We start from the raw sequence: 15,351 nt of genomic DNA on the forward strand, positions 1-15,351 counted from the left end.
CCTCACTACAAGTGATTGCTTTTCGCTTCCCCGTATTTACATCCAGGAGTCATCATGCTCAGCACAGAACAAATTGCACAGTTTCAGCAAGACGGTTATGTCATCGTCCCAAATTTCAAAAGCGCAGATGAAATCGCCGCCTTGCGCGAGCGTGCGGCCAAGATCGTCGATGAATTTGATCCAGCTTCCTCTAAAACCATCTTCACGACCAAAGAACAAGAAAAGAAGGTTGATCATTACTTTTTGAACTCTGCCAATAACATCAGCTGTTTTTTTGAAGAAGAAGCCTTTGATGAGCAAGGCAATCTGCGTCAGGCCAAGTCTTTGTCCATCAACAAAATAGGCCATGCCATCCATGATCTTGATCCAGTTTTCAGTACATTCTCGCGCGGTGCTGCGCTGGCAAAAGTGGCGGAACAACTGGGCTTGCAGAAGCCGCAGATTTATCAATCCATGTACATCTTCAAGCAACCTGGCATAGGCGGCGAAGTGCGCTGGCACCAGGATGCGACTTATTTTGAAACTGATCCCGTCAGCGTCACCACCTTCTGGTTTGCGCTGGAAGATGCGACCCTGGAAAATGGTTGCCTGTGGGCAGAACCAGGTGGGCATCGCACACCCATGCGTGAACGCTTCGTGCGTGAAGGCGATCATGTAAGAGTAGAAAAACTCGACAGCATGCCCTGGCCTGATGACAGTACAGCCGTGCCGCTGGAAGTCAAGGCAGGCAGCCTGGTGTGCTTCCATGGCTTGCTGCCACATTACAGTGCACCGAATCGCTCGGCAGTCTCTCGCCATGCCTACACCTTGCATGTGACGGATGGAACGACCAATTATTCGCCACAAAACTGGATACAGCGCGATGCCAGTTTCCCGGTGCTTGGTTTTGTTTGAGTAGCCCATGATGAAATCAGAATTATTGATCTTCGCCCCGCACTGGGGCAGTGCTCACCTGAGCCGTGAAATTTTCATTGGCAAGGTGCTGGAAGCCGGGTTTGATGGCATAGAAATGTCACTGCCCATGGATGTGGCTGAACGCGATGCCTGGACTAGCGCAATTGACTATGCAGGGCTTAAGCTTATCGCCCAGCAATGGGAAACTGTTTTTCACAGTGATTTTGCCGCGCACAAGCAAGCTCTGGGTGACTTGCTACGCAATGCTTGCGCGGCAAAACCCCTGTTCGTGAATACCCATACTGGCAAAGATTTTTACAGCCAGGCGCAAAATAATGAATTGCTGGATCTGGCTAACGAGATATCCGCTGACACCGGTGTCGCCATCGTTCATGAAATCCACCGCAGTCGCTTCAGTGGGCATCCCATGTTGCTCTTGCCTTATCTTGAGCAGCGCTCGCAACTGGCCTTGAATGCAGACCTCTCACACTGGTGCTGCGCCTGTGAATCCCTGCTTGAAGACCAGGCGCATATGCTGGAAAAAGTATTCCCTCATGTACGCCACATCCATGCCCGCGTCGGCCATAGTCAGGGGCCGCAAGTCAATGATTTCCGCGCACCTGAACATGCAGCGGCCTTGAAACAACATCTGTCCTGGTGGGATGCCATCATCAGCCAGCAGCGTGCGTCAGGCAAACAGCAGATCACATTGACACCAGAGTTTGGACCATCACCTTATACGCAAAGCCTGCCTTACACAAATCAGGTCGTATCAGATGCCTGGGAATTGAATGTGGCGATGATGAAATTGCTGCGTGAACGCTATGCAGAGAAATGAAAGCCCTGCTCCTGCTCTGACGCGCAGACAGGAGAGGTTTGATTGTCTTCGATTGTTTTTGTTGTAAGGTTTGCAAATTTTTATTTATACTATGCCCACATTAATTTAGGGCTAGTGCATGTTAGAGCAACAACAAAAATATACTTTTGTCCGCAGCATGAGCTCCTTGTCAAAGCGGGAAAAGTGGATACTGCTTGTTCCAGTGTCACTGTTGTTGCCAGTTTTCATCTGGGCGGGCTATTGGGAATGGTTTCAACCTGCAGACTGGAAAAAAATTCTGGAATCAGGCAAGGTCTGGCAAAAAACTCTTCCCATGATCGTACCTCTCGGGCTGTTTGTTATTGTTCAAGGGGGAATCCAGTGGGTTCACCGTTCATCGAAGCTTGTTATTGATGACACAGGGGTGTTTCTGGAGTGGCCATCATATTCTGTATTTGCAAAATGGAAGTTCCTTCAAAAGAGGTTGGCGTGGGCTGACGTAAAAAGTGCGCGCTATGTGCTCAGTTATCGAGGCGTAGTATTTTTTTCGACAACAAATTCAATTCTTTGGACGATAAGGCTTAAAGACTGGAAATTGTCCAGCGTTGAACCCTCGCAATATGCAATAAAGCCTGCGGAGATAGATTTGCTCGGCGTTTTCCGCGAGTTGGATATTTTCGAGGATGCATCTAAAGATCCAGGGCAGTTCGACTTAATGAAGCATCCGGTAACGAGAAGCATATTGTTGGGAATTTGTGCTCTCCTTGTCTATTGTTTTTTCGATTCCATCATGCAGCAAGAAGGCTGGGCATTTTTTAATATCGACTATTTACTTCCCCATGTTATTTTTGCTGCTCTTGCCACGATCGTGCTGGCCTGGGCGGCTTCAGCGGCTAATAAGCGACTGCCGCCACCCAAGGGGATTACTGCGTTTTTGGTAGTGCTTGCCAGTTTTTCGTTTCTTGTCACTAGCTATGTTGCAGGTATCCGAATTAACCAGTTTGCTGGCGGTCCTTTAATCTCTGCTGAATATCATAGAGATGACAGGTGTGAAAATTTAATTCCCGTAGAAAAGAGTTTGCCTGTTGTCGAATATACCCATAAGACCAAGGATTATTGGTGCAGCAGGGAGGTTGATGAATTCCAGACCGTTAAAGTTCGCAAAGGTCTGTTTGGTCACTATCAATTTGATCTTAGCGAACAGACCCAGGCAATTCGCACCTATAAGAAAAACCCCACTGCCACTAACGTGCCTCCCGCCAGTAGCAAATCACACTAACTCTAAATTTCGTACCTTCACCATACACGCAAAGCCTGCCTTACACAAATCAGGTCGTATCAGATGCCTGGGAATTGAATGTGGCGATGATGCAGTTGCTGCGTTCACGTTATCAAAAATGAATTAAATTTGAGGAAAGTATCTATCTCTGGCATCATGCGTTCATTGCTAATTTGAATGTGGATTTCAGTAGATAGATATTATGCTAAATGTACCTGAAACTCGTGTATTTGCCTGGAAGAAGCACCGATACTCCTCAATTGAGTATTTACTGCTCTCCACGCTTTTCTTAAGCATACTGGCAGTGATTTTTTGGATGGTGTATTGGGATTTACTCAAGTTAGCAGATTTTAAAAAGCTCGTATCTGCGCAGTCATTTCCCTGGCTTCATTTCATTGTCTTCGTAGTTATGATAGTGTCAAATTTTGCCATCCATAAGTTTAACCGTTCTGCCAGGCTATATATTGATGACTCCGGGGTGCGCCTAAAGCTTCCACCAGATAGTGGCCTGGCAACTCTGAGTTTTCTTGAAAGAGAGCTCCTTTGGAGTGAACTGAAAGACGCCACCTATATGGCAAGCTTTAAGATCATTCAGTTACGTCCAAATTACGCTGCACGTCCCTTTAGTATCAGAGTTCAAGATTGGCAGTTACAAAACACGAATGGGAATTTGACTGGCGGTGATGCAGAGTCCGATGTCATGAAGGTTTTTCGTGAACTTGGGATTTTTGAAAAATTTCCAAAGAATAGTCGGCTTGAGGCAAGTGACTTTGATTTGATGAAGCACCCTGCAACCAAGAAGGTGTTGCTAGGAATGGCTGGATTGGTCGTATACGGTTTCCTGGACGCGATGCTTCAGCATGAGGGTTATGCTTTTTTTAATCTTGAATATTGTTTGCCGCATATCATTTCAGGCTCGTCAGTGACGTTAATTCTGGTTTATTGCTTGTTAAAGGCGCGTAGTCGTGACTTCATACCATCAGGTATCATCGGGGTTCTGGCCGTGATGGGCGGGATTGCATTTGGTATTGCCAGTTATGTCGCTGGTATTCGTATCAACCAACTCGCAGGTGGACCATTGCTGGAAGCAAGATATCATCGCGATGCAGGTTGCGAGAATTTGTTACCCGAAGATACCAGTCTTCCTGTTGTTGAATACACCCACATGACCAGGGATTACTGGTGCAGCAAGACTGCTGATGAAGTCCTGAGCATCAAGGTGCGCAAGGGACTGTTTGGCTTGTATCAGTTTGATCTGAGAGAACACACGCAGGCGATTCGCGATTATCGGCAAAAACATTAATGCGGGTTGCCAGACTGATTTCTGCTTGTTCAATCTTCAAAAGCAAAGCGGAACTCGCCTGGTGGTAGCATTAATTTAGGTACAGCTTTGCCTGCCTCCACGATCACTACATCTGCTGGCACGCCATCTGCCGGCTCTTGTTTGTGATAAGCATAGATCAGGCGTCGTCCTGTAGCAGGTAGTAATTCTTTTGGAATATCCCTGGCTGTAAATCCCGCCAGTGTAGTCAGCCAGCTGGCTCTGCCAGTTGCAGGGCTGTTGGAATAGGCCGGGTAGATGACTTGCATATCGACCAGCTTATTATTGATGCCCAGTTTTAAATAATGTTGGCTGTCAGACTTGAGCACAAACGGTTTTTCCTGCTTCATTTTGGCAAGGGCAGCTTTATACAAATTGCTTTCCCGTTTTGTATCAACATGTTCATACATGGCCGTTTGGTCTACCGTCAATGGATTGATGCCCGTCAGTCTTTTTAACTGCGCTGCCATTTTGGATTTATCATCATCTGTCTCAGCTATGGGAAATTCATAGGCATGGCTATAGCCTACATAGATAAAGACTTTTGCCTTTGGGTCTTGCCTGAATATTTTTTGCACCAGGTTTTTTGCCATTCCTGATTCACGCGGCCCATCGACTGGTTCATAGCTGACAAACTTCCATTGATCCTGCATGGTATCGCGCAAGAAATTGGCATACGTGGATTCTTTAGTTAAAATACCCGCCTTTTCGCCGACGTATTGTTTTTGCAAAGGGAAGTCGTCATACATACTGAAGGCCTCACAGGCCAGGTAGGTATAACCTGCTTTCTTCAATTCCCGTGCCAGTTTCATTGCAAATGCTCTATGCATGGGCACATGATGCGCTTCGTTTAAAACGACTACCTGTGTTTTCTTTGCTTCACGGACGATAGCAGCAATAGCGTCTTCAGCTATTGCATGATTGATGCTGTCAAATTCGCTCTTTGTTGCCGGAACATCTTCGTCGGGCATGCGATTGAACGCCGTAACTGCACCGTCGCCATCGGCAACCATGGAACGCACTAATGCTAAAGCTCCATATTTGGAATTGAGCACCGCACGTTTGGCTTTATCATCAGGATAAGTTCTGGACTGTGCTTCCAGTAGTCCCGTCTCTGCTTCTTTGAGTTGCTTCAGCCTTGTCGTATGTGCGCTTGGTGCTTCGGTGCTGCCAGCATGGGCGCAGATATGGACTAAGCAAGCTAATGCAACTAACAACTTGAGACTGAATTGACTAAGCATGCCTTGCAAGCCCTTACGAAAAAAATAGAAGATGCCCCGTAATCTCTACTTGATGCAAAGTGATGCATCATTTCACTTACTGGGAGTTCGCTATATTCTTGTACATCACATCTGTACGCAAGACATATTTCACACCACTCTCTACAGGAGCACCCTGGTGCAACATCATATGCGGAAAAACCAGCGCCATGCCTTTTTCAGGCTGTATGGTTTCCCAGCGAAATGAAGTACTGCCACCAGTGTAGTCGCCATTAAGATAAATCAGCAGGGTCAAAAAACTGACCTCATCTTCAGTGCGTGCAAAGTTTCCATCCTTATGCCATTTGAAGTATTGACCAGGCTCATAGCGGTAGAAACGAAAGCGTTCATTCAAACCCAGCAAAGTCCATTCCTTCAATTCCGCGGGCAGGAATAGTTTTGCTCTTTCAAAGATAGCCGCAGCCAGAGGTTTGTCATCAAAGATGACGCGGTCATTATTGCGCACATCCTTATACATGCGCATGCCTGTGCCAGTTTGTATCATGGCTTCTTCATAGCCCATTTGTTCACTGGTAAAAATCATGCGTTCGCATTCGTCTTCAGTGATAAAATTTTTGATGCCGAATACGCCTGCACCGTAGTTATTAAGTTCCATTTTTTTACTCGCTTTGTTGAGCCAGTATCAATCCTGGCATTTCTTCGTTTCCTGTTCTGGTAAGACAAATAGTTCAAGTGCGGTCATTGCCGACGTCTACTGCTCTGAGGGCTGAAAGATAATTTTTTTGATCTTGAATTATTTCATCTTTAAGCAATCCTCTTGCTGATAGGGATACATAAAGCGCCGCCGCATAAGCCTGACATTTAATTGAACGCTCAGGATTGAATGCAATGTCTGAGAACGCTTGATAAGTTAGCACTTGTTCAGCCAGTTCAGGTTTTTTATGAAGAGCATTGATGTAAAGCCAGTCATAAAATGCTGTTTTTGGTTCCAATTCCCACTCGCTATTAAAAAATCGAAATTTAACCAGACGTCCATGTTCATTTAATCTCTCGTCTCGTTTTGCATCAATGGATTTTGCATTGAGTAAATCTACAAAAGGACCGCCATGTTCAAAGACTTTACTGGATTGAAAAGCACATTCAAGACTGAATTCCTGGCCATACTTTTCTGTCTTCATCATCAGATTAAATGCACTAAGCTTTACGCCGAGTTCGTCCGGTGATTTGCTGGAAATGTCGAGAATTTTACTCAACTTCAATTCCTTTTTTGCTGCCTCATGTAGTGATGCAATGGACTTTTGCGATTGAACTTTCGCCATTCCTGGAAACCATTGAAAATCAATTTTGCATGTGGTAACCAACAGTTTTCCATTCAGGTTTGGTGAAAAAACAGGCCTGGATGCCATCTGCTATTCCTTTTTAGTGTCAATGATTAAGCCAAGCCTACGGTTTTTCGGAGGTATTGATGAACTGTGCTCCATTTATATCCACTATAGAATACTTAATTGTTAAATGCAACTAACTTTGTTGTCTATTTTTACTAAGTTAGTTGTTAATTTGTACTAAATCCAGCTATCGCTTACAATGGGAGCATTGAACACTCAGGGGACAAGCATGGCGACTGCTAAGCAAAGCGAAAAGGATTTTCTGCGGAACTACAACATTCATGACTACGATGTTCCTTTGACCAGTGTAGATCTGGTGATCTTCACGATCAGGGACCAGGCCTTGCAAGTATTGGTGGTCAAGCGGGGTGATCATCCTTGCAAGGGGCAATGGAGTTTGCCTGGTGGCTTTATTGATATCCACAATGATGTCGATCTTGATGGCGCGGCCCTGCGCAAGCTCAAGGAAAAAACTGGAGTGGAAGCGCCTTATCTTGAGCAATTGCAGGGTTTTGGCAGCCGTAACCGTGATCCGCGTGGCTGGTCTACTACCTTTGCATATTTTGCCCTGATTTCTTCTGACCGCATCACGCTCAGCCATGGTGGCAATGCCGATGCGGTGCGCTGGTGCCCGGTTGAATCGGACGAGGGCTTGCCCAAGCTGGCCTTTGATCATGCGCAGATACTCGATGTTGCAGTCCAGCGCCTGCGCAACAAGGTGGAATACACATCTCTGCCAGCTCATCTGCTGCCTGAAGAATTCACGTTGTCTGAACTGCAGCGTGTGTATCAGGTGTTGCTGGGGCGTCTGGTCGATAAGAGTGCATTTCGCAAGCGCATCAGGGAAGGCGACTTTCTGGAAGAGTTGCCAGGCAAGTGGCGCCTGGGTAGTAATCGCCCTGCGCAGTTGTATGGCTTGCGCAAGGGGCAGGGTACGGTTTATTTCAATCGCCTCATGACGGGTGAAGTCGGGGCCAAATAGCTTTTCCTCCATCTTTGGTTTGGGGCGTTTTGAGTTAATGCCCCAAACCAACATCGTCAAGTTTTGTCAAAAGTGCACATCTGCTCGCATATAAACTTGACGAATATTTAATATTATCAAATAATCATCCTGCATTCCTGATTTTCATGTTTGCTGGGCACGCCTTGTCGTACGCGTCCGGCGAATGTCCGCATCAATAATACGCACCCGTCAAAGCTAAAGCTAACAAGTGCGCATTCAGTTTAAAAAGGGAGACAGTGTATGAGTAAAGATCAAGACCCCATTCCACCATGCTTTGACCAGGCCAATCAGGCACCTGAGCGCCTGACCGAGATGTTCGTCGGAATAGCGCAAGAAAATCGCATCAAGCTGGGCCAGCGACCGGCAGAGCGTGCGGTGTTCCGCAAATTACATGGAGTGGCCAGCGCCAGGCTGGTCATGGAAAAGAAAATACCCGCCAAACTCAAAGTCGGTGTTTTTGCCCATGACAGTTTGGATGCCTGGGTCAGGTTTTCAAGCGACACTACGCCGACTTCGCCGGACCTGTATTCAACTCTGGGCATAGGCATCAAACTGTTTGGCGTGCCTGGCCCCAAGGCGCTTGGTGATGATGGCGATACGGCTGATTTCATCATGCAAAACTTTCCTATTTTCTTTGTCGATAATGCCAAGGAGATGGTGGAGTTTACTTATGCCGGTGTGGTTGCACAGGATTATCCCGGTTACCTGAAAAAACATCCCAAGACAAAAAAAATACTGGACCAGATGGAAAAAGTCGAGGGCAGCACCCTGACCACGACTTACTGGGCCATCCTGCCTTTCCATGCAGGGAAAAATGACTATGTCAAATACCGCCTGGAGCCAGTGACACCGCCAGAGAATGTGCCAAATGATGAACGCGATTATCTGGCAGTCGATATGTGCAATCGCCTGGCCAAGCGTGAGTATCAATTCCGTTTCATGGTACAACTGCGTACCAATCCCAAGACCATGCCGCTGGATGAAGCAACGGTGGAATGGCCGGAATCTGAAAGCCCTTTCATCCATGTCGCAACGTTGATCTTGCCGCAGCAAGATATCAGCGTGCGTGGTCAGTCTGAATATGGACAGGGCCTGGCCTTCAATATCTGGCGCGTGCCGCCTGTGCAAGCACCGGTAGGTTCTATCGCTGAGGCGCGCAAAGTCGTGTATGCAGCAGGTGCAGATGCCAGACATGAAGCCAATGGTCAGAGTTTGCAAGACCCGCGTGAGCCACGCACCCCAACTGCGGGCTGCCCCTTTCACGCAGCAGCGCAGGCAAAAGCAGAACCCGTAGTCAAAGATACCTGCATCGTCAAGGCTGTAATTTACCCCTCCATAGGCGTTGCGCGTGTAGGCAGCAGTGAGAAGGAATGGTTTTTGGGGCCTGAAGTGCCTTACCCAAAACCAGAGGACCCAGGCTATTATCGCGACGCCCACAAAAAACTCAAGCGCCAGGGTGCCAGGTTCCGCGTATATGGCGTGAATGCCAAGGGAGAGATCGTCAAGGAGCTCAATGCCGATAATGCCAAGGTAGAGTGGCAGGTACAATTGGCCAATACCAAGTCAGCCTGGTATGGTTTTCAACTGGCGCTGGATATTCCTGAAGCAGCATCGGCACCTCCAAGCACCTTGCGTAATGCTGTCGTCACCGACAGGGATATGCTGTCAATCACGCCCAAGCAAAGAAAAGTCAGCGGCAAAAAAGCCAAGCCTCAGCGCTTTGATGATGGCAAGTTCATGGGCGAGCCTGTGTATCTGGGGGAGGCATTTACTGATAAGCAAGGTCGTCTGATTGTGCTGGGTGGTCATGGCGTTTCCGCCTCCTATGACAACAGCCGCGCCATCACCTTCGCCAATAATGAAGGCTGGCATGACGACACTTCTGATGGCCCCATCAATGCCAAGGTCGTCTATGAAGGGCTGGAGCTGATGGTGGAGCCAGCTTGGGTCGTCGTTGCACCACCCAATTATGCGCCGCAGAGAAAATCAGTGCGAACCATGTGGGACTTGATGCGCGACGTTGCCATCACCGCTGGTACTTTGCCTAAGCCAAAACGCCCCAGCTTCACCTTCGACATCCTGCCCCTGTTTGAACGTCTGAATGGTTTGCAGTGGGTGAATGCCGGTTTCTCGGCAGGCTTTGGCTGGAAGGGCGCTATCGATCTGACCAGTGCTGATGCGCTGTCGCGCCTGGCCAGCAACAACACAGCCTATGTAGAATTGCGCCGTACCATCGCCAACCAGTTCCGCAACTATGAAGTTGATGCCTGGTCACCCAAGCCCTGGCCATGGTTGTATGGCGATGCCATGGCGATACCCGCTACGCAAACGCCAAGGCAAAATGCCTCGCTGACGGCAACCCAGCTGGCGATGCTGATGGAGTGGGCAGAAGGTAATTTTGTTGAAGACTTTGACCCAGAGCGCAAACATGCGACAAGCATAGATGAAGTGCCATTAGAGCAGCAGGGCGATACTCTGACACAGGCAGCGCTGGATTTTTGCCTGGCTGATGCCTTCCATCCCGGTTGCGAAATGACCTGGCCAGTACGTGCCAGCACCATGTATATGGCACCTTTCCGCTTTGCCCATGCGCTCGATGGCTGGATTGCACCTGGCCTGGGTGAGATACTGACCAGCGATGGCGTCACCATACCAAACGGCCCCTTGTACGGCCAGCAGGCTGGCGGCATTACCCGCTGGATGGCAGTGCCATGGCAGACAGATACGGCAAGCTGCCGCTCGGGTTACGATAAGTCTTACGACCCTTATGTACCCAGCTTCTGGCCAGCCCGCGTGCCTAACCAGGTCCTGACCAAGCAAAACTATGACGTCGTCATGGATGAGAAAAAGCCGCTAGGTGAAAGGCTGGCCGCATTTGCCAACCGTGCCTCGTGGATCAATCCATTGGGCAGCACCAGCTATACCGACCAGATCAATAATATGATCCATCATTTTGATCATCTTGGTGTGGTGGAGGTGCATCCCGGTCCGAGTGATCATCAACACTTTCCTGCTGAACTTGAAGTGGAAGATCAGCATATTCCTATCGCCGATATGCCAGCGCCCAATGCCAAACATGCGCAACATGATGAATATGCCAGGGTAGGTGCGGCAGAGGTAGTGAATGCTGAATCTGTCGATATCATGACGATAGAAAAAGTACGTCGCTTCCCACGGGGTCTGCATCGTTAAACATGGAAACGCTGCATGTAGATGCATTGGTACTAGGGGCAGGGCCTGCGGGCTCTGCCTTTGCCTTGAACCTGGCACCGTTTCAAAAAGTGGTCATGCTGGAAGCATCGCCGCCAGCAGCCATGCGCATAGGTGAATCCCTGCCAGCCGCAACCGGAAAGCTGCTGGCTGACATGGGCTTATACGAAGCGTTTTTGCAGCAAGGCCATCAGCCTGCACATCTGAATATCAGTCACTGGGGCAGTGATATGGCGACCGAGCAAGATGCCATGCGCAATCTCGATGGTCATGGCTGGTATCTGGATCGTCACCGTTTTGATTGCTGGCTGCAGGATGTCGCGCAAGAACGTGGTGCGGCTTTGCTGAGGCAAAGCAAACTGCTGTCTTTTGCACCTGCAAAAAGCAATCCAGAATATTGGGATGTAGTAATCTCCGTACAGGGCAAGATGGTGCAGGTAGAAACCAAAATGCTGATCGATGCCAGCGGCAGAAAATCACTGTTGACGCGGCAACTAGGCATTGCCCGTAAAGCGACGGATAAACTGGTGTGCAGCTGGCTGGTGGGCAAGGATACTGATCCTAGCGCAGGCTCCAGCCACATCAGTGCCGAAGCTGGAGGCTGGTGGTATAGCTCATCCCTGCCAGGGCAGGGCCGCATTGTGGCGTTTTATACCGATGCCGATTTGCCAGAAGCGAATGCCTGCAATCATCAGCAAGGGCTATTGCAGCGATTGAAGCGGAATACGCAATTGTCTGCCTGTCTTGATGAACATGGTTTTGTACCAGGACAGCAGCATGGATATTGTGCTGCCCACACTGCAGCGCTGGAGCAGTTTGCTGGGCCCAACTGGCTGGCAGTTGGTGATGCTGCGCTAAGCTTTGACCCTCTGTCTTCACAAGGTATTTTCAATGCCTTGTACACAGGCCTGGCAGCGGCGGAAGCGGCGTCTCATTATGACGCAGACGCGCAAGCTGCTTATGTGGCTGAGCTAGCTTCGATAAAAGCGGCATATCTGCATCATTTGAATATTTGGTACCAGCAGGAGCAACGCTGGGCAGATCAATCGTTTTGGCAACGGCGGGTTGCTTCTTGAATTTACTGCCTCTGGTTTGCCAGACCAGAGGCTTTAGTTCAACACTACATCAAACCGCATTCAGCGCAGACTGCAAATCCTGCCTCAAATCTTCCACATCTTCTATGCCTACCGACAGGCGTATGAATGAATCAGTGATACCCAGCTTGGCTCTTTGTTCTGCCGGGATCGTTGCATGCGTCATGATGGCCGGATGTTCTATCAGGCTCTCGACACCGCCCAGGCTTTCGGCCAGGGCGAATACTTCGCAACGTTCCAGGAAGCGGCGTGCGCCTGCCAGGTCGGTATCAAGTTCTATCGAAATAATCCCACCAAAGCCATCCATCTGTTGCTTGGCCAGTTCATGTTGCGGGTGGCTTTCCAGACCTGGATAATACACTTTCCTGACCTTGGGCTGCTGTTCCAGCCAGCGTGCCAGATCCAGGCCATTCGAGTTATGACGTTCGACACGGATATTGAGTGTCTTGATACCACGCAAGGCGAGGAAGCTATCGAAGGGGCTGGCTATTGCACCAACGGAATTTTGCAAGAAGCCCAGACGCTCACGCCAATCAGCCTGATGGGCTTCGCCGCCAACGATGGCAATACCACCGATGATATCGGAGTGCCCATTCAGGTATTTGGTCATCGAATGCACGACAATATCAAAACCCAGTTCCAGTGGACGTTGTACCTTGGGGCTGGCAAAAGTATTGTCAGCTACGGCGATGATGTTGTGCTCGCGGCAGATCTTGGCGATGGCGCGCAGGTCTGCCAGTTTCAGCATGGGGTTAGTGGGTGTTTCTACCCACAGCATCTTGGTGTCTGGGCGTATCGCGGCCAGCACTTCTTCTGGCTTGGTCATGTCCACGTAGGTGAATTGCAAGCCAGCACTGCGTTTGCGCACGCGTTCAAACAGGCGATAGCTACCGCCATACATATCATCACCGGCGATGATGTGGGCACCGCTATCAACGATTTCCAGCACAGTGGCAATCGCTGCCAAGCCAGAAGCAAAGGCAAATGCCTGCGCGCCGCCTTCCAGGTCAGCTACTACACGTTCCAGCGCCCAGCGGGTGGGATTGTGTGAGCGGCCATAGTCCAGGCCCTTGTGTACGCCTGGGCTCTCCTGCACGAAGGTAGATGTTGCATAGATGGGTGGCATGATGGCACCCGTGGTCGGGTCGGGGAACTGCCCGGCGTGGATGACACGCGTGCCAAAGGCTTGCGGATGGGTAGGCTTCTTGTATTCGGGATAGCTCATGAAAGTGTCCTGCGCATATGGTTGAGGAGATCAAAGCGGGTAATCAGGCCATAAAACTGCTTTTCCGGTTTGTTGGCTGCAATGATGGCGACCAGGCCGCTGTCCAGTGTTGCGCGTAATGCAGTGAGGCTGGCATCCGGTGCCAGGGTTTCTATCTGGCTGGTCATGGTGTCTTCTACGGCACTGCGGAAGAGGCTGGCATCGGCAGATACTTTCAACAGGAGGTCTGATTCATCAATGATACCGATAATCGCGCCATCGCGTATGACCGGCAGTTGCGAGATATCAGCACTGCGCATACGGTTGAACGCTACCATCAGGGTGTCACTGGCATTCACGCTGATGACGCCGCCTTCATCAAAGCGGCGGCTGATGATGTCCCGCAGATCATTGTAGTTTTTACGCTTGAGCAAACCCTGGTCCGTCATCCAGTTGTCGTTATACACTTTGGACAGATAGCGTGTGCCAGTATCGCAGACAAAGGTGACGACGCGCTTGGGCGTGGTCTGGGCTCGGCAGTAGCGCAGGGCGGCAGCGAGCAGGGTCCCGGTTGAAGAACCGGCCAGAATGCCTTCTGCACGCAGCAGTTCACGTGCGGTACCAAAGCTTTCAGCATCATCGATGGTGTAGGCATGCTTGACCGAAGTGAAGTCGGCGATGCCTGGGATGAAGTCTTCACCTATACCTTCGACCGCCCAGGAGCCGCTGACTTCATTAACATAGCCTGTCTCTATGTACTCTGCCAGTATCGAGCCTTTTGGGTCGGCCAGCACAAATTCCAACTCAGGTCGCACCTTGTTGAAATAACGTGTCAGGCCCGTCAGCGTGCCGGCAGAACCGACGCCAACGACGATGGCATCGACTTTGTGGTCAGTCTGCGCCCAGATTTCCGGACCTGTCGTGGTTTCATGCGCGAGTGGGTTGGCTGGATTATTGAACTGGTCAGCAAAGAAGGAACCGGGAATTTCGCTGGCCAGGCGAGCCGCATAGTCCTGGTAATACTCGGGGTGACCCTTGCCTACATCAGAGCGGGTGATGTGGACTTCTGCACCCATGGCTTTCAGATGCAGGATTTTTTCTGTGGACATCTTGTCTGGTACGACCAGCACCACGCGATAACCCTTGGCGCGCGCCACCAGTGCCAGGCCCAAACCAGTATTCCCAGCCGTTGCCTCGATTACGGTGCCGCTAGCTTGCAGGCGGCCTTCGCGTTCTGCTGTTTCTATCATTGACCTGCCTATGCGGTCCTTGATGGAGCCGCCTGGGTTTTGTGATTCCAGTTTGAGGAATAATTCACATAGCCCTGTGTCAAAGCGGGTAACCTTGACCATAGGCGTATTGCCAATCAGCGCAAGTACTGCGGGATCAGTTTGTTTTGTCATCTTAGTGTGCTCCTGGGTGCATACAATATGTTGCGACAGGTTTAGCATTTGTTTATGAGGCAGCTATGCTAGCGATTTCATCTCCTGAGACTAAGGAATTTTTCCGACTAAGAATAGTTGGAAAATAATTTACTTGCATTTGGGTAATGCTATTTTGAGGTCAAAGTGGCAAGTATGGGGGGAGTATAGCTATAGTTTGGCAAATTGCTGGGGTATATGCGGTTTGCTTATATCAAAGCCTTGAGTATTTGTATTTGGCGTAGATTCTTTATTGAGGCACTGAGGATTTACTGTAGTTTTATGTTATTCGTCAAATCGCTCTGATATGAAGTTGGAGGGTGTCTGGCTTTGGTGGGTGGATTGATCAGTGCATAACGGCAATCTATATAACGTCATTCCAGCGTGTTTTTGGCTGGAATCCAGTGGCGTTATTAGTGTACCGAGAGGTCTATAAATTTCAGGCTTGAGGGAGTTTATGGATTAGATTTTTAAAATCCGCATTCGTAATTTACGATTGCAGG

Annotated in this window: 12 protein-coding genes; 7 read left to right on the plus strand and 5 right to left on the minus strand. The window is 49.4% G+C overall.

Annotated features, from left to right (window positions below; genetic code table 11):
* Positions 1–54: 54 nt before the first annotated feature.
* The 4 genes from H8L47_RS05645 to H8L47_RS05660 all read left to right on the plus strand — a co-directional run bounded on the left by H8L47_RS05645 (position 55) and on the right by H8L47_RS05660 (position 4,293).
* The gene (locus H8L47_RS05645; RefSeq protein ID WP_186952245.1) at positions 55–894 is read left to right on the plus strand and encodes a phytanoyl-CoA dioxygenase family protein; all 840 of its coding nucleotides are present in this window, start codon (positions 55–57) and stop codon (positions 892–894) included.
* A gap of 7 nt (positions 895–901) precedes the next feature.
* Complete coding sequence (locus H8L47_RS05650) at positions 902–1,732, plus strand: sugar phosphate isomerase/epimerase family protein (protein ID WP_230413605.1); 831 nt, start codon at positions 902–904, stop codon at positions 1,730–1,732.
* 118 nt (positions 1,733–1,850) lie between these two features.
* Positions 1,851–2,990, plus strand: coding sequence for a hypothetical protein (locus H8L47_RS05655; RefSeq protein WP_186952246.1), 1,140 nt, complete (start codon positions 1,851–1,853; stop codon positions 2,988–2,990).
* 202 nt (positions 2,991–3,192) lie between these two features.
* Positions 3,193–4,293, plus strand: a complete 1,101-nt coding sequence (locus H8L47_RS05660) for a hypothetical protein (RefSeq protein ID WP_186952247.1) — start codon at positions 3,193–3,195, stop codon at positions 4,291–4,293.
* A 29-nt stretch (positions 4,294–4,322) separates the two neighbouring features.
* On the opposite strand, the gene H8L47_RS05665 is transcribed toward H8L47_RS05660, so the two are convergent.
* The 3 genes from H8L47_RS05665 to H8L47_RS05675 all read right to left on the minus strand — a co-directional run bounded on the left by H8L47_RS05665 (position 4,323) and on the right by H8L47_RS05675 (position 6,937).
* Positions 4,323–5,528, minus strand: coding sequence for a hypothetical protein (locus tag H8L47_RS05665; RefSeq protein WP_186952248.1), 1,206 nt, complete (start codon positions 5,526–5,528; stop codon positions 4,323–4,325).
* 100 nt (positions 5,529–5,628) lie between these two features.
* Complete coding sequence (locus H8L47_RS05670; protein WP_186952249.1) at positions 5,629–6,186, minus strand: 2OG-Fe(II) oxygenase; 558 nt, start codon at positions 6,184–6,186, stop codon at positions 5,629–5,631.
* 73 nt (positions 6,187–6,259) lie between these two features.
* The gene (locus tag H8L47_RS05675) at positions 6,260–6,937 is read right to left on the minus strand and encodes a DarT1-associated NADAR antitoxin family protein (protein ID WP_186952250.1); all 678 of its coding nucleotides are present in this window, start codon (positions 6,935–6,937) and stop codon (positions 6,260–6,262) included.
* Positions 6,938–7,145: 208 nt separating this feature from the next.
* Between H8L47_RS05675 and H8L47_RS05680 the strand changes: the two genes are divergently transcribed.
* The 3 genes from H8L47_RS05680 (at position 7,146) to H8L47_RS05690 (ending at position 12,205) form a co-directional block, all read left to right on the plus strand.
* On the plus strand, positions 7,146–7,898 hold the full coding sequence (locus tag H8L47_RS05680) for an NUDIX hydrolase (RefSeq protein WP_186952251.1): 753 nt from the start codon (positions 7,146–7,148) through the stop codon (positions 7,896–7,898).
* Between the two features lie 261 nt (positions 7,899–8,159).
* A complete protein-coding gene (locus H8L47_RS05685; RefSeq protein ID WP_186952252.1) occupies positions 8,160–11,111 on the plus strand; it encodes a LodA/GoxA family CTQ-dependent oxidase in 2,952 nt (983 codons plus the stop codon).
* Positions 11,112–11,113: 2 nt separating this feature from the next.
* Complete coding sequence (locus tag H8L47_RS05690) at positions 11,114–12,205, plus strand: tryptophan 7-halogenase (protein WP_186952253.1); 1,092 nt, start codon at positions 11,114–11,116, stop codon at positions 12,203–12,205.
* A 49-nt stretch (positions 12,206–12,254) separates the two neighbouring features.
* Here H8L47_RS05690 and H8L47_RS05695 read toward each other — a convergent pair whose 3' ends face one another.
* Positions 12,255–13,448, minus strand: a complete 1,194-nt coding sequence (locus H8L47_RS05695; protein ID WP_186952254.1) for a trans-sulfuration enzyme family protein — start codon at positions 13,446–13,448, stop codon at positions 12,255–12,257.
* Positions 13,445–14,830, minus strand: a complete 1,386-nt coding sequence (locus H8L47_RS05700; RefSeq protein WP_186952255.1) for a pyridoxal-phosphate dependent enzyme — start codon at positions 14,828–14,830, stop codon at positions 13,445–13,447. The genes H8L47_RS05695 and H8L47_RS05700 overlap by 4 nt, the downstream gene beginning before the upstream one ends.
* Positions 14,831–15,351: the final 521 nt, after the last annotated feature.

Origin of the sequence: Undibacterium umbellatum (assembly GCF_014284125.1) — a bacterium.
Lineage (GTDB): Bacteria > Pseudomonadota > Gammaproteobacteria > Burkholderiales > Burkholderiaceae_D > Undibacterium > Undibacterium umbellatum.